This is a genomic window from Pantoea vagans (assembly GCF_001506165.1).
In the GTDB taxonomy this organism is placed as follows: domain Bacteria; phylum Pseudomonadota; class Gammaproteobacteria; order Enterobacterales; family Enterobacteriaceae; genus Pantoea; species Pantoea vagans_C.
This window is the reverse complement of the sequence record NZ_CP011427.1, coordinates 1746046-1772910: the sequence shown is the minus strand read 5'-3', so window position 1 is coordinate 1772910 and position 26865 is coordinate 1746046. Positions and strand designations below refer to the sequence as shown.

Below are 26865 nucleotides of genomic sequence, written 5' to 3'. Positions count from 1 at the left end.
TGAGATTCTTGTGGCGCTAACGGAGGCGGGATTTGCAAGGTGCCAGCAAGACACCTTGACAAAATAATGACTTAAGGAACTATTTGAAAGGTAACTTGATATCGCGGAACATCGCTTCGATGTCCTCATTGGAGCGTAATGCTACCGCTGCATCCACCACATCTCGTGTCAGATGAGGTGCAAAACGTTGAATAAAATCATACATATAGCTACGCAGGAAGGTGCTGCGTCTAAAGCCAATTTTGGTTGTGCTATTGGTAAATATCTCTGAAGCTTCTATCCGCACTAAATCAGGATCTGAAACCGGGTCCACCGCCATGCTGGCAATCACGCCCACGCCAAGCCCTAAGCGCACGTAGGTCTTAATCACGTCTGCATCGGTTGCCGTAAACACAATTCGCGGTGTTAATCCTGCGCGATTAAACGCCGTGTCCAGCTCAGAGCGGCCGGTAAAGCCAAAGGTGTAAGTGACGAGCGGGAAGTCAGCCAACTCTTCAATAGTGACGTTAGATTTGCCCGCCAGTGGATGGTCCGGCGTGACCACAATTGCCCGGTTCCAGTGATAGCATGGCAGCATAATGAGATCGTCATAGAGATGCAGTGCTTCCGTGGCTATAGCGAAGTCTGCATTGCCTTTCGAAACGGCTTCTGCAATTTGTGTAGGCGATCCCTGATGCATATGCAGCGAAACACGAGGATAGCGCTCGATAAAGCCTTTAATCACGCCAGGCAGCGCATAGCGAGCTTGTGTATGCGTGGTGGCCACATACAGAGAACCTTTGTCAGGCCAGGTATGCTCCCCCGCTACCGACTTAATCGCATCCACTTTGGACAACACTTCCCGCGCGATACGGATGATCTCTTCACCGGCTGGCGTCACTTGGGTCAGGTGTTTGCCACTGCGCGCAAATATCTGTACACCGAGTTCATCTTCAAGCATACGAACCTGCTTACTGATGCCGGGTTGTGAGGTGTAAAGCCCTTCGGCGGTCGATGAGACATTTAGATTGTGATTGACCACTTCGACGATGTAGCGCAACTGCTGCAATTTCATAGTTATATCTTCCCGGTAGCGACAGAGGGGCAATCCCAGCAGGCGTGTTTCCGCCCTGATGAAGGTATGGCGAGGGAAAGCGAGTCAGCGAAACGAAAAAAGCTATAACTACTATATCAGTTAAAGAAGGAATGTAGAACGATTAGCTATAAGGATGGTGAAAAGGCCAGCAGATGCTGGCCTTGAGGGGAATTACTTCTTCGCTTCCTGCCACTTACCATCGATATAGAACATCGACCAGCCCGTTGCCTTACCTTCTTTTTCCGAGGAGACATACTGCTGTTTGGTTTTACGGCTGAACCGCACCAGGGTTTTATTGCCTTCCGGGTCGGCGGCCGGCGCCTCTGCAAGGTACTTCAGCTTTTCAGGTAAACGGTCAGCAAAACGCTGCAGCTCTTCCACCAGTGGCGCACGAGTCTCACGTGATTTAGGGAATGTGTTAGCCGCCAAGAATACCCCTGCCGCACCGTCACGCAGAACGAAATAGGCATCTGATTTCTCACATGCCAATTCTGGTAACGGAACCGGATCTTCTTTTGGCGGCGCAACGTCGCCATTACGCAGAATCTTACGGGTGTTTTTACATTCGTCGTTGGTACACGCCATGTACTTACCAAAACGCCCCATTTTCAGGTGCATTTCAGAACCACATTTTTCGCATTCAACGATCGGGCCATCATAACCTTTGATGCGGAATTCGCCCTTCTCGATTTCGTAGCCATCACACTCTGGGTTGTTACCACAGACATGCAATTTACGTTGATTATCGATCAGGTAACTGTCCATCGCCGTGCCACATTTCTGGCAACGACGACGCGCACGCAACGCATTGGTTTCGGCATCATCGCCTTCCAGCACGTTAAGCACTTCGTTTTCCGGAATCAGGTTGATGGTTTGTTTGCAGCGCTCTTTCGGCGGCAAAGCATACCCGGAACAGCCCAGGAATACGCCGGTGCTGGCGGTGCGAATGCCCATTTGACGGCTACAAGTCGGACAGTCAATCGAGGTCAGTACCATCTGGTTCGGCTGCATGCCGCCCTCTTCCGGTTCTTTCTCGGCCTGTCCTAACTGCTGGCTAAAATCGCTAAAGAACGAATCCAGCACCGCCTTCCACTGCGCTTCGTTGTTGGCGACCTGGTCAAGGCTGTTTTCCATGCGTGCGGTGAAGTCATAATTCATCAACTCACGGAAGTTCTCTTCCAGACGGTCGGTAACAATCTCCCCCATTTTTTCAGCGTAGAAGCGGCGGTTTTCCACACGCACGTAACCACGGTCCTGAATAGTCGAGATGATTGATGCGTAGGTCGACGGACGTCCGATACCGCGTTTTTCCAGTTCGCGCACCAGGGACGCTTCACTGAAACGGGCTGGCGGCTTGGTGAAGTGCTGGCTTGGCATCAGCTCTTTGAGATCAAGCATATCGCCGACGTTGACTGGCGGCAGCGTCAGATCGTCATCGTTCTTACGCAGAGCAGGCATTACTTTCGTCCAGCCATCAAAGCGCAGCGTACGGCCTTTGGCCTTCAGTTTGAAGTCTGCCGCGCCTACGGTCAGCGTGGTGGAATCATACTGGGCAGGCACCATCTGGCAGGCGACAAACTGACGCCAGATAAGCTGATAGAGCTTCTGCGCATCAGCTTCCATATCTTTTAACTGTTCCGCAGCGATGTTGACATCAGAAGGACGAATCGCTTCGTGCGCTTCCTGCGAGTTCTCTTTATTGGTGTAGGTAATCGGTGAGTCCGGCAGGTATTTCTTACCGAAGCTCTTCTCAACGTAACCGCGGGCCATCGCCACCGCATCCTGACTCAGGTTGGTGGAGTCGGTACGCATATAGGTGATATGACCGGCCTCGTAGAGACGCTGTGCCATCATCATGGTTTTTTTCACGCCAAAGCCCAGGCGCGTACTCGCTGCCTGTTGCAGCGTTGAGGTAATAAAGGGAGCAGAAGGTTTACTGCTGGTCGGTTTATCTTCACGATCCAGCACTTCAAAACGTGCTTTCTGCAAAATGGCGACAGCGGCTTGTGTTTGCTCGCGGTTAACCGGACGGAAGGCTTTGTCACCCTGATGCGTGACCTGCATGGCCAAATCATCACCCTTCGGCGTGGTGAAATCCGCATCAATATCCCAGTACTCTTCCGGCACAAAGGCTTTGATTTCATGCTCGCGTTCCACCACCAAACGCACGGCAACGGACTGCACGCGACCGGCAGAGAGGCCACGGGCGATCTTCTTCCACAGCAGCGGAGAAACCATATAACCCACGACGCGGTCCATAAAGCGGCGCGCTTGCTGCGCATTGACGCGCTCAATATTCAGTTCACCCGGCTTCTCAAACGCCTGACGAATCGCATTCTTGGTAATTTCGTTAAACACCACACGGCTAAAACGCGTGTCATCGCCACCGATCACTTCCCGCAGGTGCCATGCAATGGCCTCCCCTTCGCGGTCAAGGTCCGTTGCGAGATAGATGTGGTCGGCATCAGCAGCAAGATTTTTCAGCTCGGCAACGACTTTCTCTTTGCCTGGCAGGATTTGATAATCCGCTTCCCAGCCATTCCAGGGATCAACACCCATACGGCTAACCAGCGCGACTTTCTCATCTTTCTTAACCTTTTTACCGCTTTTGGCTTTTTCCCCGTCGGCACTTTTACGGGCAGTTGAACCACTGGTCGGCAAATCACGGATATGACCCACGCTGGATTTCACCACGTAGTCATTGCCGAGGTATTTATTGATTGTTTTGGCCTTTGCCGGGGACTCAACGATGACGAGTGACTTACCCATATGTACCTTTACCTAAATTGAAACGTCCTGATAACGGGAGAGGATTCGAAGCCCCAAAACCCAACGGGTTGAATATTGCTGCCAGCTTTTCACTTTTCAAGGCAGCGGGGATAATCTCAGGTCAGATTGCATCGACTTATGCAACTTTATGATTAGAAGCGAGTTTTCCGTCTGACAGTATCACACATCCGGGTGTGATCTCCCTGAAAGCTGAATCGCCCACACTCTACCTGATAAAATCCGTTACGCAACTTAATTAGCATTCTGTTTAATTTTGCGCCAGTTTTGCTTGCCTTTGTTGATTTGCTGAACATGCCAACTCGCAAGTAATATAGAAGGAGAACAATCGCTGTCAAAAAAGGAGTGCAAAATGTCAGCAGAAACGGAATCTATTTCACACCAGGCGTTACTGGAAATTGCCAATCAAATGATCAAACAGCATGACGATTATTTGGCGGGCATGGAAGCCAATGACGTGATTCAGCAAGGTGAAGTTTTAGTGTTTCGCGGCCCCCATTTTCTTGATGACGAGGGCTTGCCCACGGCCAAAACCACCGCAGTTTTTAATGTCTTTAAACACCTCGCTGTGGTGCTCTCCGCGCAATATCATCTGGCATAAAAAAGCCCGGCATTTGCCGGGCTGGTTTATAACAACGGCTTATCGCCACGCTGCCATATTTTCAGAATTAACCGCTCTGCCGCCATGCTGGCGCTATGAGTGAAGCGGTCCATCATTTTCTTCTTACGTGCAAAATGCACCCCGAGCACAGCAAAACGATCCATCTGTTTGATAATTAGCGCATCGCTGGTGCCGATCTCATCGACCAAGCCTAAATCCAGCGCCTGACGACCGTACCAGTGTTCACCCGTTGCCACTTTATCCAGCTCCAGTGACGGACGCATCTGCTGCACAAAGTCTTTGAACAGCTGATGGGTTTCATTGAGGTCTTCCTGAAACTTCTCACGACCCTCATCGGTATTTTCGCCAAACAGGGTCAACGTGCGTTTGTACTGTCCTGCGGTGTGCAGTTCCACATCAATATCATTGCGTTTCAGCAGACGGTTGAAGTTAGGAATCTGCGCGACCACGCCAATGGAACCAATAATAGAGAAAGGCGCAGCCACAATGCGATCGGCGACGCAGGCCATCATATAGCCGCCGCTGGCAGCCACTTTATCCACCACGGCGGTGAGATGCAGACCGGCATCACGCAGGCGCTGTAACTGAGAAGCCGCCAGGCCGTAACCGTGCACCACACCACCCGGGCTTTCCAGACGAAGTAATACTTCATCACCGGGTTGCGCAACGGCTAACACAGCGGAGATCTCTTCGCGTAATGAGCTGACTTCACCCGCATCCATACTGCCTTTAAATTCCAGCACGTAGAGCGTGGGTTTCGCGGTTTCACTTACACCGGCTTTCGCGTTACGTTTCTCAGACTTGGCTTTGAGTTTTTCTTCTTTTTTATGCTGTTTGAGCCATACTTTTTGTGCCTGCGGCTTCATCTTCGCTAACTGCAGATCTTCTTTCATCTCACGGTATTCGTCATCGAGATGAGTTAAACGCAGCTGCCCGCCGCTGTGACGTTTACGCAGCGCGGCATTGAGCACAATCAGAACAATAGCTGCGATCGCCACCACCACGGTGACGGCCTTGGCCAGAAATAATCCATAGCTGGAGAGTAAATCCATTCTGCCGCCTTATTAAACAGTAAATTACAAACAGTGGCTGAGTGTACCCGCTTTGCAGGCATTCGTCGCCTGAAATGCCCGCAGGCGGCACAGATTGCGAGGTTCAGCGATTGCACCTTGCGGAAAATTGAGGCATAAAGCCCCAAACCCTCACCTGCCAAAGGACATCGCTGTGCATTATCAACCGAAAAGCGATCTGCTGGAAAATCGTATTATCCTGGTGACCGGCGCTTCAGACGGCATTGGCCGTGAAGCTGCCCTCACCTATGCACGCTACGGCGCACGCGTTATTTTGCTGGGCCGCAATGCCGAGACGCTGCAGCAAACGGAACTGGCGATTAACCAGTTGAACAAGCAACAAGCCTCTTCACTACTGCTCGATCTGTCAGTGGCTACACCTGAAAGCTGTCACCAACTGGCGCAACAAGTGGCTGATTTGGTACCGCGGCTGGATGGTGTGCTGCATAATGCTGGCATCCTTGGCGAAATCATCCCGCTGGCTGAGCTTAATCCCGCCGTCTGGCGCGAAGTGATGCAAATTAATCTTGATGCCACCTTCTATCTCACCCAAGCGTTGTTGCCACTTCTGCTGAAATCCGATGCGGGCTCACTGGTGTTCACCACATCAAGCGTCGGTCGTACCGGGCGTTCAGGCTGGGGCGCTTATGCCGTATCAAAATTTGCCACCGAAGGCATGATGCAAGTTTTGGCCGATGAGTATAAAAATCGCCATCTCCGGGTTAACTGCATCAATCCAGGCGGAACACGTACCAAAATGCGCGCCAGTGCTTTTCCGGACGAGAACGCCAACCTGCTGAAAACCCCTGCTGATTTGATGCCGCTCTATCTCTACTTGATGGGAGATGACAGTCGCCGCAAAACCGGTATCAGTTTTGATGCGCAACCAGGACGCAAACCAGGGCCGGCCAGCGCATGAGCGATCGTCACCAGCAACGACAACAGCGTTTAAAAGAGCAGGTGGATGCCCGTATTGCCGCCGCAACGGAAACACGCGGCATTTTGATGGTGTTCACCGGCAATGGGAAAGGCAAAACCACCGCCGCTTTTGGTACCGCCCTGCGTGCCTGTGGACATGGTAAGACGGTTGCTGCAGTTCAGTTTATCAAGGGTGAGTGGCCGAACGGTGAGCGTAATCTGCTGGAACAACATGGGGTTGAGTTTCAGGTGATGTCCACCGGCTTTACCTGGGATACGCAAAACCGTGAAACCGACACCCTGGCCTGTCAGCAGGTGTGGCAGCAGGCGCGGCGCATGCTGGCGGATCCACAACTCGACTTAGTGATTCTCGATGAAATCACCTACATGGTCAGTATGGATTATCTGGATCTGGAGGAGTTGGTGGTGGCATTAAGCCAGCGTCCGGCGCAGCAAAGCGTGATCATCACGGGTCGCGGCTGCCATCGCACATTGCTGGAAATGGCCGATACGATAACGGAGATGCGTCCGGTGAAACATGCTTTTGATGCGGGAATTCAGGCACAGCAAGGAATTGACTGGTAAAGCAGTGACGCCGCACACCGCGGCGTCACTATAGCATCAGGCACCGCGTTTTTTGTTGCCGCTGGTACGACTGCTGCTGCTGCCGCCACGACGCGGGTTACCGCTCACATTGCTGTGGCGTTTCACCGCACGACGGATCTGGTTGGCTTTGGTGCGACGGCGATCTTTTTCCACCGCCACTTTGGTGACAGTTTCTTCCGGCATTTGCACCAGCGTGCGCAAATAGTTAACTGCCGACAGTTCCATCTCCATCCAGCCGCCACGTGGTAAACCTTTAGGCAACTGAATGTCACCGTAGCGTACACGCATCAGACGGCTCACCTGGACACCTACCGCTTCCCACAAACGACGCACTTCACGGTTGCGACCTTCAGTCAGCGTGACGTTGTACCACTGGTTAATGCCTTCGCCGCCCGCAAACTTAATGGTTTTGAACGATGCAGGACCATCTTCCAGTTGCACACCTTTACTTAACTGGCGAATTTTATCGTCATCCACTTCGCCGAATACGCGCACAGCATATTCGCGCTCGACTTCATGGCTTGGGTGCATCAGGCGATTCGCCAACTCACCGTCGGTAGTGAATAACATCAGACCACAGGTGTTAACGTCCAGACGGCCGACAGCAATCCAGCGTGAACCCAGCAGACGCGGCAAGCGGTCAAACACCGTTGGACGGCCTTCCGGGTCATTACGGGTGCACAGCTCACCTTCTGGTTTGTAGTAGGCCAGCACGCGGCACACTTCCGTCGCAGATTCAGCAATCGAAACCAGATGGCCATCGATACGGATCTTCAAGGATTTATCACTTTCGATGCGATCGCCCAGCGTCGCCAGTTTGCCATCGACGCTGACGCGTCCGGCTGAAATCATGGTTTCGATTTCGCGGCGCGAACCGTGACCGGCGCGCGCTAATACTTTCTGTAGTTTCTCGCTCATGGAGCTGCCTCGTTGTCGCCTTCCCAGGCGTCGTGGTAAGAAGAGGTAGGATACAGGGATTACCAATTCCCATATCAGAATCTGTTACCGCTGCGCATTGCTGCTGCAATCTCAGGCGGCCCGCGATTCTACACTAACGCAAGTTTCGTTAACACCTTTTACTTTGCTGCCGATAATAAAGGCCAAAGGCTGCGTCGAACGATCAGGACCAATGATTGATATATTTACGTCGCTGATAGATAGACCAGTAAATCGCTTCTGCGCTCTTCGCCAAGTCACTGAATTTTTACTCTTTGCCTGCGTCATCTTCAACCTGGTGATTATTTCCACTTTAGCTGCGTGATACATTAGCGCTTTTCAAGGCTACATAGGTAGCATTGCGAACCGCGCTTAAGGATAATCCCAAACATAAAATCTAAAGCCAAATCGCAAAACAGGATAAAACTCTATTCAACCGGGATAAATAAGGCTCATCATGCCAGTAAATTTAAATTGTTAGTTAATTGGCTCTGCAGGTTGGATTAAGTCTGTATTTTCGCATTATTTGATTCAGATTAAATATGATGAATTGTTCTGATGAGAAATGTGTGTAAAATTTAACTCTGAAATCCAGTGTGCCGTATTAATAAAAACGTAATTTTTACTATTTACACTCGATTACCTAACAAGCCATTAACGATCACAGTGTTGTTTCGTTGATAATATAAACCGGCGCACGCGGAAACGATGCGTTAATTCATTCACGGAATGAATTTAATTTGCATGTCGAAAGTCTTCACCAGGGATTTTACTGACATGCATGAAATGAAGGCAATACAACATGAGAACCTCCCTGCTTTGGCCTGCGCTCGCCGCGCTGGCACTGAGCGGTTGTTCCGTGGGCCACACTGAGTACAGTCGTGCGGCGCTTGAACACGTTGATATGAGCGTGACAGGCATCCCGACGGTACTGGGTTTGGGTATCCTCGGCACCACCATTCCACTGACACCAGAATACAGTCTGACGGCTGCACACGTGGCAACCACGGCTGTCCAGCGTGTGAAGGCTTATCACCCCTATTGTGATGTTGCCATTATCTACCATAAAAATAGCCCTGAAACGCTGGCCAAATTCCGCACCAGTAAAGTGGGCGAGCCCATTAAGATGTACGGTTACAGCTTTATTTCTGCCATGCCAGTGGAATCGAGCGGCGTTAATTTAGCGCGCACCGCGATTACCAATAAATGGAATAAAAAACCGTGCATGGCAATGGCATCAAATGCTGGAGTTGTGCAGGGAATGTCAGGCGGCGCAGTATATAATGCTGACCAGACTATTGGTGGTGTGATTGTGGGTTATAGCCATGAAATATCCAATGTGCGTAGTAAGCAAGTCATCCTGAAAGATGTCTCACTGTATATTCCGTACGGCGATTTCAAACATTGGCTGGAACAAAATATTGGCCAGACGACCTTATCGACGCCTGACCACGCGTGATTAAAGGAACGGACGCGTATCGCCTACCCCTTCACGCACCACGATCGGTGAATCGCTGGTGAGATCGATAACGGTGGTTGGCTGTTGCCCAAGGGTGCCGCCATCAATAATCAGATCCACCAGCTTACCGATGCTGTACTGAATCTCTTCGGGGTCGGATTCTGTAAAGTCATTGCCTGGCAACATCAGTGAAGTCGACATCATCGGCTCATTCAGACGCTCCAGCAGCGCCAATGCTACTGGATTGGACGGCACGCGAAGACCGATGGTTTTGCGTTTATCATTCATCAAACGGCGTGGCACTTCTTTGGTCGCTTTGAGAATGAAGGTGTAGTTACCTGGCGTATTGTTTTTCAGAATACGAAACGCGGTGTTATCCACCTGCGAATAGGTCGACAACTCAGACAGATCACGACACATCAAAGTAAAGTTGTGATTACCGTCCAACTGACGAATGCGGCAGATACGCTCCATGGCATTCTTCTCTTCCAGTCGGCAACCTAACGCGTAACCCGAATCAGTGGGATAGACGATAACGGACCCTTTATTCAGATAATCAACCGCCTGATTAATCAAGCGTGGCTGCGGATTGTCGGGATGAATGTGAAAAAGTTGACTCATAAAAACCTCATATCACCTGTCAGCAACAGCCACTGCGGGCGCCAGCTCAGGAAAGCGTTCCCAAATGGGTTCAACACCACCCGGCAACCACAATTTGCGCCCCAGTTCTATCCACGGACAAGGTAAGTGAAAATCTGACCCCTGCGATGCCGCCAGCTTATTATCGCGCGCATATGTCGCAAGCTGGGTGCGTTCGTTGGGTGCCTGCTGACACTGCGCGACTTCCATTGCATCCCCACCCGCTTCTGCGAAATGGGCAATCAGCCTTTTTAGCCATTTGGCAGACAAGCCATAACGACCTGGATGTGCGAGTACGGCAACGCCGCCAGAATGATGAATGGCATCAATAGCTTGTTTAATTGTACACCATTGCGGTGGCACGTAGCCGGTTTTCCCACGCGCAAGATAACTCTTAAACACCTGCGCCATATTGTTCGCTTTGCCGATCTCAACCAGGTAACGCGCAAAATGGCCTCGGGTAATTACCCCGCCCTGTGCCAGACGCTGTGCGCCGGCCAGCGCATCAGGGATGCGCGCCCGCTCCAGTCGCTCAGCAATCTGTAGCGCGCGATCAACACGGCATTGATGCTGCTGGGCAAGAAATTCGCTGAGTACCGGGTGCTGGCAATCGATGTTCAAACCCACAATATGAATTTCGTGGTTCTCCCACAGCGTCGATGCTTCTAACCCCGCCAGGACACGAATGGGCAGATCGTGTTGCAGCACGGCGTCTTGTGCTTCCGCCACACCGGCAACCGTGTCGTGATCGGTAATCGCGAGCACACCAACCTTCATCTCAACGGCACGCTGCACCAGTGCAGTGGGTGTCAGTAAACCATCAGATGCTTGTGTATGGCTGTGTAAATCATATAGAGGAAAACGGGCGATATCCGACAAGGTCACTCCAGCAACTGCATAAACCGGCGGGCATGATAACGATTTTGACCGTGACTGAAAAAGGGTATTGACATTTTTCGCCTGAACCAGTTAACTAGTACACAAGTTCACACGTAACGGGTATTTAATCATGGCATTTTTCGGTACGCATGCAAAAGGTTGGTGGCGCGATGATCCCTTGAACGGGCGACGTCGTCGTGCACAATTTGCGTAACCGCTGTGCAGATACCTGAGCCCGCCACCGAGCGGGCTTTTTTTTGAGCGAAATTCAGAGAATCCAATAATGGCTAATGCGAAACCTACAGTGAAGTTGATTACCGGTACCGCGCCCTACCGCGAAGATCCGGCCGCAGTGTTCCATCAAATTTGCGGCGCACGTCCAGCAACGTTGCTGCTCGAATCCGCCGATATCGACAGCAAACAGAATCTGAAAAGCTTGCTGATTGTCGACAGTGCCCTGCGCATCAGTGCAATGGGCAATGTCGTCACGCTGCAGGCCCTGTCCGAAAACGGTCGCGCTATCCTGCCGCTGCTGGATGAAGCACTGCCAGCCGACGTGCGAATTGAAGCGCGCCCAGATGGACGCGAGCTGCACTTCCCGCAACCGCAGGGTTTGCATGATGAAGATTCGCGCCTGAAAGCGTTGTCAGTGTTTGATGCACTCCGCCTGATTCCGCAGCTGGTAAATAGCCCGGCTGAAGAACGCGAAGCGATGTTCCTGGGTGGTCTGTTCGCTTACGACCTGGTCGCGGGCTTCGAAGACCTGCCTGCATTACGTAATGAACAGAGCTGCCCAGACTACTGCTTCTATCTGGCCGAAACTTTACTGGTGATTGACCACCAGACGCGCAGCGCCCGCTTGCAGGCAAGCCTGTTTAGCCCTTCAACCAGTGAATTCCAGCGTCTGCAAAGCCGCATCGAGCAGCTGCGTGGTCAAATGGCGCAACCTGCCACCGCGTTGCCGGTGCAGCGCGTTGAGCACATGACGCTGAGCACGAACCAAAGCGACGAAGAGTATTGCAGCGTTGTGCGTGAGATGCAGGAAGCGATTCGCATCGGTGAAATTTTCCAGGTGGTGCCTTCGCGTCGCTTCTCACTGCCGTGCCCTTCACCGCTGGCGGCTTATGACACGCTGAAGCACAGCAACCCCAGCCCATACATGTTCTTTATGCAGGACCAGGATTTCGCGCTGTTTGGTGCTTCACCCGAAAGCTCACTGAAATATGACGCCACCTCGCGTCAGATTGAGATCTACCCGATTGCGGGCACACGTCCACGCGGACGTCATGCTGATGGCTCGCTGGATCGTGACCTCGACAGCCGTATCGAGCTGGAAATGCGCACCGACCACAAAGAGCTGGCCGAACACCTGATGCTGGTGGACCTTGCCCGTAACGATCTGGCGCGCATCTGTGTACCTGGCAGCCGCTATGTCGCCGACCTGACGAAAGTAGACCGCTACTCGTTTGTGATGCATCTGGTCTCTCGTGTCGTCGGCTCGCTGCGTAACGACCTTGATGTCCTGCACGCCTACCGCGCCTGCATGAATATGGGCACATTGAGCGGTGCACCTAAGGTACGCGCCATGCAATTGATCGCTGAGAAAGAAGGCACGCGTCGCGGCAGCTACGGCGGTGCAGTGGGTTACTTCACGGCACACGGCGACCTCGACACCTGCATCGTGATTCGCTCCGCGTGGGTGGAAGACGGTGTAGCAACCGTGCAGGCCGGTGCCGGCGTGGTGCTGGACTCACAACCTCAAGCCGAAGCGGATGAAAGCCGCAATAAAGCGCGCGCGGTATTGCGTGCCATCGCCACTGCCCATCATTGCAAGGAGATTTTCTGATGGCCGACATCCTGCTGCTCGATAATATCGACTCCTTTACTTACAACCTCGTTGATCAGCTGCGCACCTTTGGCCACAACGTGGTGATCTACCGTAATAACGTACCGGCTGAAGTGCTGATTGAGCGCCTGCAGCAGATGGAGAATCCGGTGTTGATGCTGTCGCCGGGCCCGGGTGCACCGAAGGATGCCGGTTGCATGCCGGCGCTGTTACAAGCGCTGCGTGGACGTCTGCCGATCATCGGTATTTGCCTCGGCCATCAGGCGATTGTCGAAGCTTACGGCGGCCATGTTGGCCAGGCAGGCGAGATCCTGCACGGTAAAGCCTCTTCGATTAATCATGATGGTGAAGCGATGTTCACCGGCCTGAGCAATCCGTTGCCTGTTGCGCGTTACCACTCGCTGGTGGGCAGCAACACCCCTGCCGAATTAACCGTGAACGCCAGCTACAACGGCATGGTGATGGCCGTGCGCCACGATGCTGACCGTGTATGTGGCTTCCAGTTCCACCCCGAATCCATCCTCACCACCCAGGGTGCGCGTCTGTTAGAGCAAACGCTGGCCTGGGCGCTGGCGAAATAATAGGGAGATTATGATGCAAACTATTCTGGAAAAACTGTATCAGGCAGAGACTCTGAGCCAGGCTGAAAGCCACCAGCTGTTCAGCGCCATTATTAAAGGCCAGCTTGAACCGACCCAACTCGCCGCAGCGCTGATCGCCATGAAAGTCCGTGGCGAGCGCCCGGAAGAGATCGCCGGTGCGGCCACGGCACTGTTAGAAGACGCGAAGCCGTTCCCTAGTCCCGACTACACCTTTGCAGATATCGTCGGCACCGGCGGTGACGGCAGCAACAGCATTAACATCTCAACGGCCAGTGCCTTTGTCGCCGCCACCTGCGGTTTGAAAGTCGCTAAGCATGGCAACCGCAGCGTTTCCAGCAAATCGGGATCTTCCGACCTGCTGGCGGCGTTCGGTATTGACCTGGATATGCCCGCGGAGAAAGCACGCAAGGCGTTGGACGACCTTAACGTTTGCTTCCTGTTTGCACCGCAGTATCACAGCGGTTTCCGCCACGCGATGCCGGTTCGCCAGCAGTTGAAAACCCGCACACTGTTCAATGTGTTGGGGCCGCTGATCAACCCCGCTCGCCCACCACTGGCGGTGATTGGGGTGTACAGCCCGGAGCTGGTGTTACCGATTGCACAAACCCTTAAGGTGTTGGGATATCAGCGTGCTGCCGTGGTACATGGTGGCGGCATGGACGAAGTGGCGCTGCACAGCCCAACGCAGGTTGCTGAGCTGCGCGACGGTGAAATTACCGGTTATCAGCTAACGCCGGAAGACTTTGGTTTCAGCTTCCATGATAAAGAAGCGCTGGCAGGCGGCACGCCGGAAGAAAACCGTGACATTCTGGCGCGTTTACTCCAGGGTAAAGGCCAGCCGGCACATGAGCAGGCCGTTGCGGTCAACGTCGCAATGTTGCTGAAAGTATTCGGAAATGAAGATTTGCGTGACAATGCGCAGCGTGCCATCACTGCAATTCGCAGCGGACAGGCTTACGAACGCGTTGTTGCTCTGGCAGCGAGAGGATGAGATGAGCATTAAGGGCACTGTTTTAGAGAAAATTGTTCAGGACAAAGCCGTTTGGGTAGAAGCACGTAAGGCGCAGCAGCCACTGGCCACCTTCCAGAGCAGCTTGCAGCCGGCGGGACGTCACTTTTACGATGCCTTGCGTGGCACACGCACAGTATTCATCCTTGAATGCAAAAAGGCGTCTCCGTCAAAGGGTCTGATTCGCGAAGATTTTGATCCTGCAACCATTGCCGGCGTGTATCGCCATTATGCCTCCGCCGTTTCTGTGTTAACGGATGAAAAATATTTCCAGGGCGACTTTGAGTTCCTGCCGATTGTCAGTGCGGCGATTACGCAACCGGTGCTGTGCAAAGACTTTATCATCGATCCTTACCAGATTTACCTCGCTCGCCATTATCAGGCTGACGCCATCCTACTGATGCTGTCGGTGCTGGATGATGAGCAGTATCAGCAACTCGCGGCCGTGGCCCACAGCCTGAAGATGGGCGTGCTGACAGAAGTGAGTAATGAAGAAGAGCTGGAGCGCGCTATTGCGCTGGAAGCGAAAGTGGTGGGCATCAATAACCGCGATCTGCGTGATTTGTCTATCGACCTGAATCGCACCCGCCAACTGGCACCGCGCTTGGGCCACGGTGTGACGGTGATCAGCGAGTCCGGTATTCACAACTACGCCCAGGTGCGTGAGCTGAGCCACTTCGCCAACGGCTTCTTGATTGGTTCTGCACTGATGGAAGAAGCCGATCTGAACGCTGGCGTACGCCGTGTTCTGATGGGTGACAACAAAGTGTGCGGTCTGACCCGCCCTGAAGATGCGCGCAGTGCGCACGAAGCCGGTGCCATCTATGGTGGCGTGATCTTTGCTGAAGGTTCGCCGCGCAAAGTCACTACCACACAAGCACAAACTCTGATTGCGGCTGCGCCCCTGAAGTACGTTGGCGTATTCCGCAATAACAGCATCAGTGACATTGTCTCTCAGGCGACGTCACTGCATCTTGCTGCCGTGCAACTTCACGGTGATGAAGATCAAGCGTTTGTCGCAGAGTTGCGCAGCGCACTGCCTGAAGAGGTGAAAATTTGGAAGGCGCTGAGCATCAGCAACAGCCTTCCAGCACGCGATTGGCCGCACGTTGACCGTTACGTGTTTGATAATGGCCAAGGCGGTACAGGACAGCGTTTTGACTGGTCATTGCTGCAGGGTGAAGACCTGAGCAATGTGCTGCTGGCAGGTGGGTTAAGTGCCGACAACTGCGTTGAAGCTGCACAACTCGGCTGCGCCGGTCTGGACTTCAACTCCGGCGTGGAATCCGCGCCAGGCATCAAAGATGCCAGTAAAGTCGCGGCGGTATTCCGCACGCTGCGCGCCTATTAATTTCGCGAGTCCGCCTTTGCGCGGACCGAATAAGGAAGATGAAAAGATGACCACGTTATTGAATCCCTATTTTGGCGAGTTTGGCGGTCAATATGTTCCGCAAATTCTGATGCCAGCTCTGCGTCAGTTAGAAAATGCATTTGTGGAAGCCCAGCGCGATCCTGAGTTCCAGGCGGAATTCACCGACCTGCTGAAAAACTATGCCGGTCGTCCGACCGCACTGACCTTGTGCAGTAACCTGACCAAAGGCACCAAAACCCGCCTCTACCTCAAGCGAGAAGACTTACTGCACGGCGGTGCGCACAAGACCAACCAGGTGTTGGGTCAGGCGCTGCTCGCTAAACGTATGGGCAAGAATGAGATCATTGCTGAGACGGGCGCTGGCCAGCACGGTGTCGCTTCTGCACTGGCGTGCGCCCTGCTGGGCATGAAGTGCCGTATTTATATGGGTGCAAAAGACGTTGAGCGCCAGTCACCGAATGTGTTCCGTATGCGCCTGATGGGTGCGGAAGTGATCCCGGTACACAGCGGCTCCGCGACGCTGAAAGATGCCTGTAACGAAGCACTGCGTGACTGGTCTGGCAGTTATGAAACGGCGCACTACATGCTTGGCACGGCGGCAGGTCCGCACCCCTTCCCAACCATCGTACGTGAATTCCAACGCATGATTGGTGAGGAAACCAAAGCACAGATTCTTGAGCGCGAAGGACGTTTACCTGACGCCGTGCTGGCCTGTGTCGGCGGCGGTTCAAATGCTATCGGTATGTTTGCCGACTTTATCGATGAAACCAGCGTTGGCTTGATCGGCGTTGAACCGGCAGGTCACGGTATCGAAACCGGTGAGCACGGTGCGCCATTGAAACACGGTCGCGTGGGCATCTACTTCGGAATGAAAGCCCCGATGATGCAAACGGAAGAGGGACAGATTGAGGAGTCTTACTCGATTTCTGCTGGTCTTGATTTCCCTTCAGTTGGGCCGCAGCACGCACATCTGAACAGCATTGGTCGCGCTGAGTACGTGTCGATTACCGATGACGAAGCGCTGTCTGCTTTTAAAGAACTGTGCCGCGCCGAAGGGATTATTCCCGCGCTGGAGTCCTCACACGCACTGGCACACGCCCTGAAAATGATCCGCGAAAACCCAGAAAAAGAGCAGCTGCTGGTGGTTAACTTGTCTGGCCGCGGCGACAAAGACATCTTTACCGTTCACGATATTTTGAAAGCTAAGGGAGAGATCTGATGGAGCGTTATAATCAGCTGTTTCAACGCCTGTCGGCGAAAAAAGAAGGGGCATTTGTACCTTTCGTCACGATCGGTGATCCCTCTCCGGAATTGTCGCTGAAAATTATTGATACCCTCGTTGAAGGTGGTGCAGATGCGTTAGAACTGGGTATTCCGTTCTCCGACCCGTTGGCTGACGGCCCTACCATTCAAAGCGCGACCTTACGTGCATTCGCCTCTGGCACCACCGTCGCGCAATGCTTCGAAATTCTGGCCGCTGTGCGCCAGAAATACCCTGAGCTACCGATTGGTTTGCTGATGTATGCCAACCTGGTGTTTAGCAAAGGCATCGACAACTTCTATGCGCAATGTGAGGCAGTGGGCGTCGATTCTGTGTTAGTTGCCGATGTGCCGATCGAGGAGTCCGCCCCGTTCCGTCAGGCGGCGATGCGTCATAACGTCGCACCGATCTTCATCTGCCCGCCAAACGCGGATGATGACTTGCTGCGTGAGATTGCCTCACACGGCCGTGGTTACACTTACCTGCTGTCACGTGCTGGTGTAACAGGGGCTGAGAATCGCGCCAGCCAGCCACTGCATCACCTGATCGCGAAATTGAGCGAATACCATGCAGCCCCGCCGTTGCAGGGCTTTGGTATCTCAGAAGCGAGCCAGGTCAAAGAAGCGATTGCCGCAGGCGCAGCGGGTGCGATTTCCGGTTCTGCTATCGTCAAAATCATCGAACGCAACCAGAACGATCCTACGACGCTGCTTGCAGAACTGAAAGCCTTTGTCAGCAACCTGAAAGCCGGCACTCGTTAAACTTTATAGGCCTTATCAGCATTCGCAGATGAGGCCTTTCTCCACACTCCCCCTTCGTTACGTTTTTTAAACTTTTTCACACTCCGCGATTTGCTGATTCGTCCAGGTCAGACCACAATTAATTGCACCGTCTCGTTGCGGTGAAACACCATCTAAGACAGGGAGATAACCAATGAATTTTTTCAAAGTCGTTGCAGGATTTTTGATGGCTGCAGTTATGGCGCTGACACTCAGCGCTTGTGCGCCAACCGCTACACAGGAAGGGACCGGGGGTTACATTGATGACACGGTGATTACCACCAAAGTCAAAGCCCAGTTGCTGAATGACGATTCCCTGAAATCGACAGAGATCAACGTCGAAACCTTTAAGGGCAAAGTGCAGTTGAGTGGTTTTGTTAGCTCACCGCAGATGGCGAACCGTGCAGTGACGGTGACCCGCAGCGTGCAAGGGGTGAAATCTGTCGTCAACAATATGCAGATTAAGTAACCGTTAAGTGATGAAAACACGGGCGGCCCTTGGGTCGCCCGTTTTGCTTCTGACACAGGTTAGAAGCGGTAACCGACACCAAAGAAGAACACCCACGGATCGATACGCGTATTGATGTTCTGCTGCTCACCATTGGCTTTGAACTTCACCTCGGTATCAATATCCATGTACCACAGTGAGGCGTTCAGCATCCAGTCGCGGTTGATTTGATAATCCATCCCCACCTGACCGGCGATACCCCATGAGTCTTTAACGCTTAAGTCGCTTAAGCCTGCATCCTGGCCGGTCTGATTGAATTTGGCATCGTAGAAGGTGGTGTAGTTGATACCCACGCCCACGTAAGGACGCACCGGGCTTTTACTGTCAAAGAAGTAATACTGTGCCATCAGCGTAGGCGGGAGCTGACGCACGGTCGCCAGGTTGCCGGTTGCCCCTAAGCCCACCTTATGGCGGAACGGTGTGGCAGCCAGCAGTTCTACGCCGATGTTGTCCGTCGCCATGTAGGTGAAGGTTAAGCCAAGCTGTGTATCGTTGCTGACGTTAAAGCCGCCCATACCCAGCACATTATCAGAGCCTTCGGTTGGACGGACGGTCGCGCTACCGGCGCGCATAAAGAAATCACCCGCTTCATGAGCCAGTGCCAGTTGAGGAATCGCCAGTGCCATCAGCAGCGCGCATTTTGCCAGTTTCATTTTCACTCCTTTGCCGAAAAGTAGGGTCTTAATGGGGTTGCGGCACAAGATCTAACCCTTTTTCAGTAAAAGATCATCTGTATCAATTCAAATTAATCACTTAAAAAACAATGAATTGATTCAGATCAATTTTGGCTTTGCGCGAGAATTAAAAAACCTGAGATTGCCGCCTGACACCACCTTTTCCCATGCAGGTGCATTCAGGGCTTTCCCGACTTTTTCACCCTTCTTTACCTGTAATGACAGAAAGTTATGGGTTTGCGGGTGCCAGCCAGCCTGTAGAACATGTACAATCGCCAGGTTAATTAACCCGGTTCCATCAAGGAGAGTACATGTCTATCACGGCAAGCTCGTTATACCGTGACACAGGAAATTTTCTGCGCCATCAGCTGGTTACTATTGTGCTGATGGCATTGCTGACGTCATTTATTACGGTGATCGTCGGTCATGCATTAACGCCAGGTGAAGATCAGTTATCGCTGCTCAGCCAGGCCGATGACAGCGCAACCTCACTGTTTGAGCTGGTGCAGAATATGTCGCCGGATCAACAGCGCATCCTGCTACGCGCTTCGGCTGCTGGCACCTTTGCCGCCTTGATTGGCAATACCCTGCTGCTCGGTGGCATGTTGTGCCTGATCCCGTTGGTCTCTAACGGCCAGCGTGTCAGCGCCCTGCGTGCCATTGGCGCCTCAGCCCCCCTGCTGCCGAAGCTGCTGCTGCAGACCTTCCTCATTACGTTGCTGGTGCAAATCGGCTTTATGGTACTCATGGTGCCGGGCGTGATTTTGGCCATTTTGCTCTCACTGGCGCCAGTCATGCTGGTGAGTGAGAAAATGGGTGTCATCGGTGCCATGCGCGCCAGCATGAAGCTGGCGTGGAAAAACATGAAAGTCATCGCCCCCGCCATCGTGTTGTGGTTATTGGCTAAAATTGTGTTGATGTTCCTGGTCTCGTCACTCACCGTATTGCCGGTCAATATCGCTTCGGTGGTGATGAATGCGCTGGGTAACCTGGTGTCAGCCATTCTGATTATTTATTTGTATCGACTGTATATGTTGTTACGTTAACCACTCTGGCGCTCCCCGGAGCGCCTTAGCTGAACGATCCCGTCCTCACTGGAAACACTATGAAGCAGTTACTCGATTTTCTTCCCTTGGTGGTTTTCTTTATCTTCTACAAGCTGTACGACATCTTTGTCGCCTCTGGTGCATTGATCGTTGCCACTGGCCTTGCCTTGGTCGTGAGCTGGGTGCTGTACCGTAAGCTGGAAAAAATGACCATCTTCACGTTTGTGCTGGTGGCAGTTTTCGGTACGTTGACGCTGGTGTTCCACAACGATGAATTCATCAAATGGAAAGTCACCGTGATCTACTCCCTGTTCGCGCTGGCATTGCTGTATAGCCAGTGGTTTATGAAGCAGCCGCTGATTCAAACTATGCTGGGTAAAGAGCTCCAGCTGCCAGGCGCAGTGTGGCGTCGGCTGAATGTGGCATGGGCGATCTTTTTCCTCGCCTGCGGTGTGGTAAATATCTACGTAGCATTTTGGTTATCACAAGAGTTTTGGGTTAACTTTAAAGTGTTCGGTCTGACCGGCCTGACCCTACTGTTTACTCTGTTAAGCGGCGTGTACATCTGGCGACAGATGCCGCAACAAGAACAAAAATAAGCCATCCTGCCCGACACTGTCGGGCTTCTCTTCACCTGCAGAAGAATTGAGCAATGGACGAAAAACATAAATTGCCGCAAGGCGAGATGGTGTCGCGCACCCTGGCGATGCCAGCGGATACCAATGCCAATGGCGATATCTTTGGCGGCTGGTTGATGTCACAGATGGATATGGGCGGTGCCATCATGGCCAAGGAGATTGCAGAAGGCCGTGTGGTGACCGTTCGTGTTGATGGGATGTCGTTCCTGAAGCCGGTGGCTGTGGGAGATGTTGTGAGCTGCTATGCCCGCTGCATCCGCACCGGCAACAGTTCGATGACCATCAACGTCGAAGTGTGGATCAAAAAAGTGTCGTCTGAACCGATTGGTCAAACCTACTGTGCCACCGAAGCGGTATTCGTGTACGTCGCGGTTGATCACTCAGGTAAATCGCGACCATTACCGTCGGAAAAAGCGAACCTCGCTGAATAAATGCCATTAAAAAAGCGGTCATTGACCGCTTTTTTCTTCGTCCGCTTGCGACATTATTCGATGTTTGCGCCGCCGTTGATACGGAACACGATATTCATCGTCAATCCTTTACCTGGTCGACCCGGCTGATAACGCCACTTCTTCATCGCTTGCTTCACTTCACGCTCGAACATGTTGCGCGGCTCGGCTGAGAGAATTTCCACATTATCGACGCGCCCATCACTGTCTACATCAAATTGAACGCGCACGCGGCCTTCAACGCGCAGTGCGAATGCGCGGGCCGGATAGGCAGGCTTACTGACATTCATCGCTTTCGGGCCGTCAGAGACCGTTTGTGTCGGCGCAGGGTTGGCTTTCGGCGCTGTGGTCGGACGCGTCTGCGTCGTCGGAATATCCTGCTTGACGGGATTCTCCTGCGGTTTCACTTCTTTGCGCGGCTTCGGCTCGACCTTCTTCTCTACCTTTGGTTTCGGTTTAGGTTTTGGCTTCGGCTCAGGCTTGGGAATCGGCACCGGTTCCACTTTCGGCGGTTCTGGCGCGACTTCAGGTTCCGGCTCAGGCTCCGGTGGTGGCGGAGTGACCACGGCCGGTGCGGGCTCCGGCTGCACTTCGGGTGCCACCATGGTCACGCTGATCGGCTGGGATGCTTTCGGAACCTCAATGGTCTGATGAAACGATGCATAGAGAATGCCCGCGATAACCGAACCGTGAAGAACCACGGATAAAATCATAGCCACGGGGGTACGAGCAGGAAGAGGCGTAGTCAACGTCGTCATATCAGTCATATTCATTGAGTGAAGGGCAGATTTTAAATGCAAATAGCAATCAGTTTCAATAAGCGATGTGCAACCGATGACCAGAAAGTCTTTTTTTAACCCAAATGGCGCTCTGAGCCAGTGTCATTATCTTTCATTTGCACTCTGATTAACGATCACTTAACGTGTCTCGCAATTTCGGCAAGTCTAACGGGAGTACCCCATCGTGCTTTACGTCATTTATGCGGAAGATACCGCAGATTCACTGGAAAAACGCAACTCCGTACGCCCTGCGCATCTCGCGCGCTTGCAGTTACTGCAGGATGAAGGTCGTCTGATCGCTGCTGGCCCCTTGCCTGCTGTCGACAGCAACGATCCCGGCCCTGCTGGTTTTACCGGTTCAGTGATTATTGCTGAGTTTTCGTCTCTGGAAACGGCGCAATCCTGGGCCAATGACGACCCTTACATTGCCGCTGGCGTGTACGAGAAAGTAGCGGTGAAACCTTTCAAACGCGTATTCTAAAAGATGTGGCAGTCGGTTTTACTGTTGATCGCCGTGTTTGCGCTGATTGGCAGAGCAGTGTGGGTCTGGCGTCGACAGGGTTGGCGCCAGGCAAGACAGCACATCGTGATGCTGGTGGTGCTGGCCGCAGCACTACAGATTGTTAACGTATCCCTGGTGTTACGCGGCGCTTAATGGCCGCGTAAGCCTTTCACATATTCTGGTTGATGAACAGAATAGAGCGGCGATGTTCCTGCGCCACCTGATGACGGATGGTATGGATACGTTTGTAGCGACGTGACTGCCCTTCCAGCCAGCGAGCACGACGGCGGTGTACCTGACGTAACATTCTCCAGCGCGCCACTTCATTTCTGCTTCGTTTCATCACATCCTCTCAGACAGGCTAAACTCGCCGGGCATTATAAAGATTTGATTGAAAATGCCAAATCGAAAGCTTCATTGAACTGTCATTCACGATTAAAGGTTTCACTAGTGCGGATCAGCACGTAAACTTTCCTCATCAAAGCGCGAACGGGATGTCCACTTAATGACCACATTTTATACCCTTCTCAGTTGGTTGCTGCTGTTTGGCTACTGGTTGCTGATTGCGGGTGTCACACTGCGTATTCTGATGAAACGCCGTGCCGTGACCTCTGCAATGGCCTGGTTGCTGATCATCTACATTCTGCCGCTGGTGGGTATCATCGCGTATCTGTCTTTTGGTGAGTTACACCTCGGTAAACGCCGTGCGGAACGCGCTCGCACCATGTGGCCTTCCACCGCCAAATGGCTTAACGACCTCAAACAATGTCGCCATATCTTTGCCACAGAGCACAGTGATGTTGCACGCTCGCTGTTTGATCTGTGTCGCCATCGGCAAGGCATTGCAGGCGTAAAAGGCAACCAGCTGCAACTCCTGACCAGTTCAGATGACGTAATGCACGCCCTAATCCGCGACATCCAGCTGGCACGTCATAATATCGAGATGGTGTTTTATATCTGGCAACCCGGTGGCCTGGCAGATGAGGTGGCCGAATCATTGATGGCCGCCTCGCGTCGTGGGGTACATTGTCGCCTGATGCTGGATTCCGCAGGCAGTGTGGCGTTCTTCCGCAGTCCATGGGCCAACATGATGCGTAATGCAGGCATTGATGTTGTTGAAGCCTTACAAGTCAGCTTGCTGCGCGTCTTCTTGCGTCGTATGGACTTACGTCAACATCGCAAAGTGGTATTGATCGATAACTACATCGCCTACACCGGTAGCATGAATCTGGTCGACCCGCGTTTCTTTAAACAGGATGCGGGCGTGGGCCAATGGATTGATCTGATGGCCCGCATGGAGGGCCCTGTCGCCACCACCATGGGGATTGTTTACGCCTGTGACTGGGAGATCGAAACCGGCAAGCGCATTCTCCCCCCGGCTCCTGATGCCAACATCATGCCGTTTGAGCAGGAAAGCGGTCATATCATTCAGGTTATCGCTTCTGGCCCCGGTTTCCCTGAAGACATGATTCATCAGGCGTTGCTGACAGCGGTCTATTCCGCGCGTGAGCAGCTGATTATGACCACGCCCTACTTCGTGCCGAGCGACGACCTGCTGCATGCCATTTGCACCGCTGCGCTGCGAGGGGTTGAAGTCAGCATTGTGGTGCCTCGCCACAACGACTCCTTGTTAGTCGGATGGGCCAGCCGCGCCTTCTTCACTGAACTGCTCGAAGCGGGCGTGAAAATTTACCAGTTCGAAGATGGTTTACTGCATACCAAGAGCGTGTTGGTCGATGGCCAGCTCAGCCTGGTCGGGACCGTTAATCTGGATATGCGCAGCCTGTGGCTCAATTTTGAAATCACCCTTGTGGTCGATGATGATGGCTTTGGCAGCGATTTGGCTACCGTCCAGGATGATTACATCGCCCGTTCACGCTTGCTGGATGGTGCGCGCTGGGCGAAACGTGCGTGGTGGCAGCGGATCGTTGAACGACTGTTTTACTTCTTTAGTCCTTTACTGTAAAACGAGCGAAAATATTACCGCCTCAGGCAAGCAGGAATGACTATGGATTTAAATAATCGCCTTACCGAAGATGAAACGCTGGAACAGGCTTACGACATTTTTCTCGAGCTAGCTGGCGATAATCTTGATCCCGCTGACATCATTCTGTTCAATCTGCAGTTTGAAGAACGCGGCGGCGCAGAGCTGTTTGATCCCGCGGAAGACTGGCAGGAACATGTCGATTTCGATCTCAACCCAGATTTCTTCGCGGAAGTGGTGATTGGTTTGGGTGAAGCAGACGGTGAACCGATTACGGATGTGTTTGCCCGCGTGTTGCTGTGCCGCGAGAAAGACCACAAGCTGTGCCACATTCTGTGGCGTGAATGATCTGCAGCCAAAGATAAAATAACGCCGGGCATCTGCCCGGCGTTTTTATTTCCAGCTTAAAGCGGATCGACCTTCAAACAGGATACCGCATGGCGGAAACTGCCCTCCAGCAACGGACGCGTTTTGGCACATTCCGGCCCGGCAATCGGACAACGCGTGCGGAACACGCAGCCCGACGGTGGATTGATGGGCGAAGGCAACTCCCCTTCCAGCAACTGGATCTGCTTATTCTTCTCCAGATCGGGATCCGGGATCGGCACCGCCGACATCAGCGCACGGGTATACGGATGTTGCGGGTTATTGTACACCGAGTCGTACGTGCCCAGCTCCACCGCATGGCCAAGATACATCACCAACACGCGATCGGAGATGTGCTTCACCACCGCCAGGTCGTGCGCGATGAAGATCAGTGATAATCCCATCTCACGCTGCAACTTTTGCAGCAGGTTAACCACCTGCGCCTGAATCGACACATCCAGCGCCGATACTGGCTCATCACAGATAATCAGTTTAGGCTCCAGGATCAGTGCACGCGCAATACCAATACGCTGACACTGTCCACCGGAAAACTCATGCGGATAACGGTTGATGAGGTTAGGCAACAGACCCACCTTCATCATCATATTCTTCACCTTATCCTTCACTTCCTGTTTAGGCATCTTCGGATAATAAGTGCGCAGCGGTTCCGCGATGATGTCACCGATGGTCATGCGTGGGTTTAACGAGGCCAGCGGGTCCTGGAAGATCATCTGGATATCGCTGCGCGCCTGACGCCACTCATCCTGACTTTGCCCCAGTAAATCGCGCCCCAGCCAGGCTACACGACCGTCAGTAGCTTTCACCAGACCGATAATGGCACGTGCCAGCGTCGATTTACCGCAGCCCGACTCACCCACCACGCCCAGGGTTTCACCCTCGTAAAGACGCAGGCTAACGCCATCCACCGCTTTAAGGGTTTTAGCTGGCTGCCAGAACCACTGCTTGCCGTCTTTAATCTCGAAATGCACCTTAAGATCGGCAATTTCCAGTAAGACTTTCTTCTCTTCGATGACGGTGCTCATACCAATTCCTCCACCGGTTTGAAGCAGGCACGCAGACGACCTTCAGCAAAAGGTTCAAGCGGCGGCGATTTCGCGCATACGTCCATAGCATAGGCACAGCGCGGCTGGAACGGGCAGCCCTGCGGCAAGCGCAGCAGGTTCGGCGGGTTGCCAGGAATGGTGGTCAGTGACTCCCCTTCTTCCGCATCCAGACGCGGCACGGCGCTCAGCAGGCCGATGGAATAAGGATGCGCTGGTTGATAGAACACATCGCGCGCGCGACCGTATTCCATGGTCCGACCGGCGTACATCACCAGCACTTTGTCACAGATGCCAGCAACCACACCGAGGTCGTGGGTAATCATGATGATGGCAGTATTGAATTCGCGTTTCAGCTCGTTCAGTAATGTCATGATCTGCGCCTGTACCGTTACATCCAGCGCCGTCGTGGGCTCATCCGCAATCAGCAACTTAGGACGGCACAGCAACGCCATCGCAATCATCACGCGCTGACGCATGCCGCCTGAAAACTCATGCGGGAACATCTTCATGCGTTTACGCGCTTCCGGCATTTTTACCGCATCCAGCATGCGTACTGACTCTTCAAACGCCTGCGCACTGTTCATGCCTTTATGCAGTTTGAGCACTTCCATCAACTGCTCGCCCACGCGCATATACGGGTTAAGCGAGGTCATCGGATCCTGGAAAATCATCGCAATCTGCTCGGCACGCAGTTTGTTCAGTTTGTTCTCCGGCAGGTTAAGGATCTCTTCGCCGTTGAACTTTGCCGAGCCGCCAATACGGCCGTTTTTCGCCAGTAAGCCCATCAAAGCAAAGGCGGTTTGCGATTTACCTGAACCTGACTCACCGACAATGCCCAGGGTTTCCCCTGCGCGCAGTGAGAAGTTAAGATCGTTGACTGCGGTCACATCACCATCGTGCGTGCCAAAGGTCACGCGCAGGTCTTTGACGTCCAGCAACAGGTTACTGTTTCCCGCACGCGCAGCCATGGCTGGCTGAAATTCATGAATAGTCAT

Annotated in this window: 27 protein-coding genes, 2 pseudogenes and 1 other annotated feature; of the genes and pseudogenes, 18 read left to right on the top strand and 11 right to left on the bottom strand. The window is 53.0% G+C overall.

All coding sequences use genetic code 11. From position 1 onward, the window contains the following. Positions 1-79: 79 nt before the first annotated feature. Together cysB and topA are read right to left on the bottom strand one after the other, a co-directional pair. Entirely contained in the window at positions 80-1054 is a 975-nt protein-coding gene (cysB, locus tag LK04_RS08250) for an HTH-type transcriptional regulator CysB (protein WP_034821485.1), read from the bottom strand. A gap of 192 nt (positions 1055-1246) precedes the next feature. After that, positions 1247-3844, bottom strand: coding sequence for a type I DNA topoisomerase (gene topA, locus LK04_RS08245; RefSeq protein ID WP_039334683.1), 2598 nt, complete (start codon positions 3842-3844; stop codon positions 1247-1249). 370 nt (positions 3845-4214) lie between these two features. Here topA and LK04_RS08240 point away from each other — a divergent pair, with 370 nt between their 5' ends. Then, entirely contained in the window at positions 4215-4463 is a 249-nt protein-coding gene (locus LK04_RS08240) for a YciN family protein (RefSeq protein WP_039334680.1), read from the top strand. Between the two features lie 26 nt (positions 4464-4489). Here LK04_RS08240 and sohB read toward each other — a convergent pair whose 3' ends face one another. Then, positions 4490-5536, bottom strand: a complete 1047-nt coding sequence (sohB, locus tag LK04_RS08235; protein ID WP_039334677.1) for a protease SohB — start codon at positions 5534-5536, stop codon at positions 4490-4492. Positions 5537-5708: 172 nt separating this feature from the next. Between sohB and LK04_RS08230 the strand changes: the two genes are divergently transcribed. After that, positions 5709-6473 (top strand): YciK family oxidoreductase, encoded by a 765-nt coding sequence (locus LK04_RS08230; RefSeq protein ID WP_039334674.1) that lies wholly within the window; start codon positions 5709-5711, stop codon positions 6471-6473. Then, on the top strand, positions 6470-7057 hold the full coding sequence (gene cobO / locus LK04_RS08225) for a cob(I)yrinic acid a,c-diamide adenosyltransferase (RefSeq protein ID WP_039334672.1): 588 nt from the start codon (positions 6470-6472) through the stop codon (positions 7055-7057). The genes LK04_RS08230 and cobO overlap by 4 nt, the downstream gene beginning before the upstream one ends. A gap of 36 nt (positions 7058-7093) precedes the next feature. Here cobO and rluB read toward each other — a convergent pair whose 3' ends face one another. Then, positions 7094-7996 carry a 23S rRNA pseudouridine(2605) synthase RluB gene (gene rluB / locus LK04_RS08220; protein ID WP_039334668.1) on the bottom strand — a complete coding sequence of 301 codons (903 nt, stop codon included), beginning with the start codon at positions 7994-7996 and terminating at the stop codon, positions 7094-7096. A gap of 820 nt (positions 7997-8816) precedes the next feature. Here rluB and LK04_RS08215 point away from each other — a divergent pair. Beyond that, a complete protein-coding gene (locus LK04_RS08215) occupies positions 8817-9473 on the top strand; it encodes a serine protease (RefSeq protein ID WP_039334665.1) in 657 nt (218 codons plus the stop codon). Here the strand turns inward: LK04_RS08215 and LK04_RS08210 are convergent, their stop codons facing one another. Further along, positions 9474-10094, bottom strand: coding sequence for an L-threonylcarbamoyladenylate synthase (locus LK04_RS08210; protein WP_039334662.1), 621 nt, complete (start codon positions 10092-10094; stop codon positions 9474-9476). Positions 10095-10106: 12 nt separating this feature from the next. Continuing rightward, positions 10107-10991 carry an RNase RNM gene (gene rnm / locus LK04_RS08205; RefSeq protein ID WP_039334659.1) on the bottom strand — a complete coding sequence of 295 codons (885 nt, stop codon included), beginning with the start codon at positions 10989-10991 and terminating at the stop codon, positions 10107-10109. Positions 10992-11145: 154 nt separating this feature from the next. After that, positions 11146-11250, top strand: a sequence feature (Trp leader region). A gap of 24 nt (positions 11251-11274) precedes the next feature. On the opposite strand from rnm, the gene LK04_RS08200 reads away from it, so the two are divergent. The 6 genes and pseudogenes from LK04_RS08200 (at position 11275) to LK04_RS08170 (ending at position 18329) form a co-directional block, all read left to right on the top strand. Further along, positions 11275-12837, top strand: a complete 1563-nt coding sequence (locus LK04_RS08200; protein ID WP_039334656.1) for an anthranilate synthase component 1 — start codon at positions 11275-11277, stop codon at positions 12835-12837. After that, a pseudogene (gene trpD, locus LK04_RS20870) lies at positions 12837-14430 on the top strand (bifunctional anthranilate synthase glutamate amidotransferase component TrpG/anthranilate phosphoribosyltransferase TrpD). The gene LK04_RS08200 and the pseudogene trpD overlap by 1 nt, the downstream one beginning before the upstream one ends. Before the next feature lies 1 nt (position 14431). Further along, entirely contained in the window at positions 14432-15799 is a 1368-nt protein-coding gene (trpCF, locus tag LK04_RS08185) for a bifunctional indole-3-glycerol-phosphate synthase TrpC/phosphoribosylanthranilate isomerase TrpF (RefSeq protein WP_039334649.1), read from the top strand. Between the two features lie 46 nt (positions 15800-15845). Beyond that, the gene (gene trpB / locus LK04_RS08180) at positions 15846-17039 is read left to right on the top strand and encodes a tryptophan synthase subunit beta (protein ID WP_039334646.1); all 1194 of its coding nucleotides are present in this window, start codon (positions 15846-15848) and stop codon (positions 17037-17039) included. Then, positions 17039-17842 carry a tryptophan synthase subunit alpha gene (gene trpA, locus LK04_RS08175; protein ID WP_039334643.1) on the top strand — a complete coding sequence of 268 codons (804 nt, stop codon included), beginning with the start codon at positions 17039-17041 and terminating at the stop codon, positions 17840-17842. The genes trpB and trpA overlap by 1 nt, the downstream gene beginning before the upstream one ends. A 172-nt stretch (positions 17843-18014) precedes the next feature. Further along, the gene (locus tag LK04_RS08170) at positions 18015-18329 is read left to right on the top strand and encodes a BON domain-containing protein (protein WP_039334640.1); all 315 of its coding nucleotides are present in this window, start codon (positions 18015-18017) and stop codon (positions 18327-18329) included. A gap of 59 nt (positions 18330-18388) precedes the next feature. On the opposite strand, the gene ompW is transcribed toward LK04_RS08170, so the two are convergent. Continuing rightward, positions 18389-19021 (bottom strand): outer membrane protein OmpW, encoded by a 633-nt coding sequence (gene ompW, locus LK04_RS08165; protein ID WP_039334637.1) that lies wholly within the window; start codon positions 19019-19021, stop codon positions 18389-18391. 203 nt (positions 19022-19224) lie between these two features. Between ompW and LK04_RS20865 the strand changes: the two are divergent. The 4 genes and pseudogenes from LK04_RS20865 to yciA all read left to right on the top strand — a co-directional run. Continuing rightward, a pseudogene (locus tag LK04_RS20865) lies at positions 19225-19326 on the top strand (YkgJ family cysteine cluster protein); the annotation flags it as partial. A gap of 27 nt (positions 19327-19353) precedes the next feature. Then, on the top strand, positions 19354-20088 hold the full coding sequence (locus tag LK04_RS08160) for a YciC family protein (protein WP_039334634.1): 735 nt from the start codon (positions 19354-19356) through the stop codon (positions 20086-20088). A 59-nt stretch (positions 20089-20147) separates the two neighbouring features. Next, a complete protein-coding gene (locus LK04_RS08155; RefSeq protein WP_039334633.1) occupies positions 20148-20687 on the top strand; it encodes a septation protein A in 540 nt (179 codons plus the stop codon). A gap of 53 nt (positions 20688-20740) precedes the next feature. Next, a complete protein-coding gene (gene yciA, locus LK04_RS08150) occupies positions 20741-21157 on the top strand; it encodes an acyl-CoA thioester hydrolase YciA (protein WP_039334631.1) in 417 nt (138 codons plus the stop codon). Between the two features lie 53 nt (positions 21158-21210). Here yciA and tonB read toward each other — a convergent pair whose 3' ends face one another. Continuing rightward, a complete protein-coding gene (gene tonB / locus LK04_RS08145; protein ID WP_197063358.1) occupies positions 21211-21933 on the bottom strand; it encodes a TonB system transport protein TonB in 723 nt (240 codons plus the stop codon). A gap of 205 nt (positions 21934-22138) precedes the next feature. On the opposite strand from tonB, the gene LK04_RS08140 reads away from it, so the two are divergent. Both LK04_RS08140 and LK04_RS20750 read left to right on the top strand, forming a co-directional pair. After that, positions 22139-22435 carry a YciI family protein gene (locus tag LK04_RS08140; protein ID WP_039334626.1) on the top strand — a complete coding sequence of 99 codons (297 nt, stop codon included), beginning with the start codon at positions 22139-22141 and terminating at the stop codon, positions 22433-22435. A 3-nt stretch (positions 22436-22438) separates the two neighbouring features. Beyond that, the gene (locus LK04_RS20750; protein ID WP_167347660.1) at positions 22439-22609 is read left to right on the top strand and encodes a hypothetical protein; all 171 of its coding nucleotides are present in this window, start codon (positions 22439-22441) and stop codon (positions 22607-22609) included. A 16-nt stretch (positions 22610-22625) separates the two neighbouring features. On the opposite strand, the gene LK04_RS20640 is transcribed toward LK04_RS20750, so the two are convergent. Continuing rightward, entirely contained in the window at positions 22626-22799 is a 174-nt protein-coding gene (locus LK04_RS20640) for a YciY family protein (protein ID WP_153011410.1), read from the bottom strand. Positions 22800-22961: 162 nt separating this feature from the next. Between LK04_RS20640 and cls the strand changes: the two genes are divergently transcribed. Beyond that, positions 22962-24422, top strand: a complete 1461-nt coding sequence (gene cls / locus LK04_RS08135) for a cardiolipin synthase (RefSeq protein WP_039334624.1) — start codon at positions 22962-22964, stop codon at positions 24420-24422. Between the two features lie 36 nt (positions 24423-24458). After that, positions 24459-24788, top strand: coding sequence for an HI1450 family dsDNA-mimic protein (locus tag LK04_RS08130; protein WP_196761379.1), 330 nt, complete (start codon positions 24459-24461; stop codon positions 24786-24788). Positions 24789-24844: 56 nt separating this feature from the next. Here LK04_RS08130 and oppF read toward each other — a convergent pair whose 3' ends face one another. Both oppF and LK04_RS08120 read right to left on the bottom strand, forming a co-directional pair. Next, positions 24845-25849, bottom strand: coding sequence for a murein tripeptide/oligopeptide ABC transporter ATP binding protein OppF (gene oppF / locus LK04_RS08125; RefSeq protein WP_039334618.1), 1005 nt, complete (start codon positions 25847-25849; stop codon positions 24845-24847). Continuing rightward, positions 25846-26865 carry an ABC transporter ATP-binding protein gene (locus tag LK04_RS08120; RefSeq protein ID WP_039334616.1) on the bottom strand — a complete coding sequence of 340 codons (1020 nt, stop codon included), beginning with the start codon at positions 26863-26865 and terminating at the stop codon, positions 25846-25848. The genes oppF and LK04_RS08120 overlap by 4 nt, the downstream gene beginning before the upstream one ends.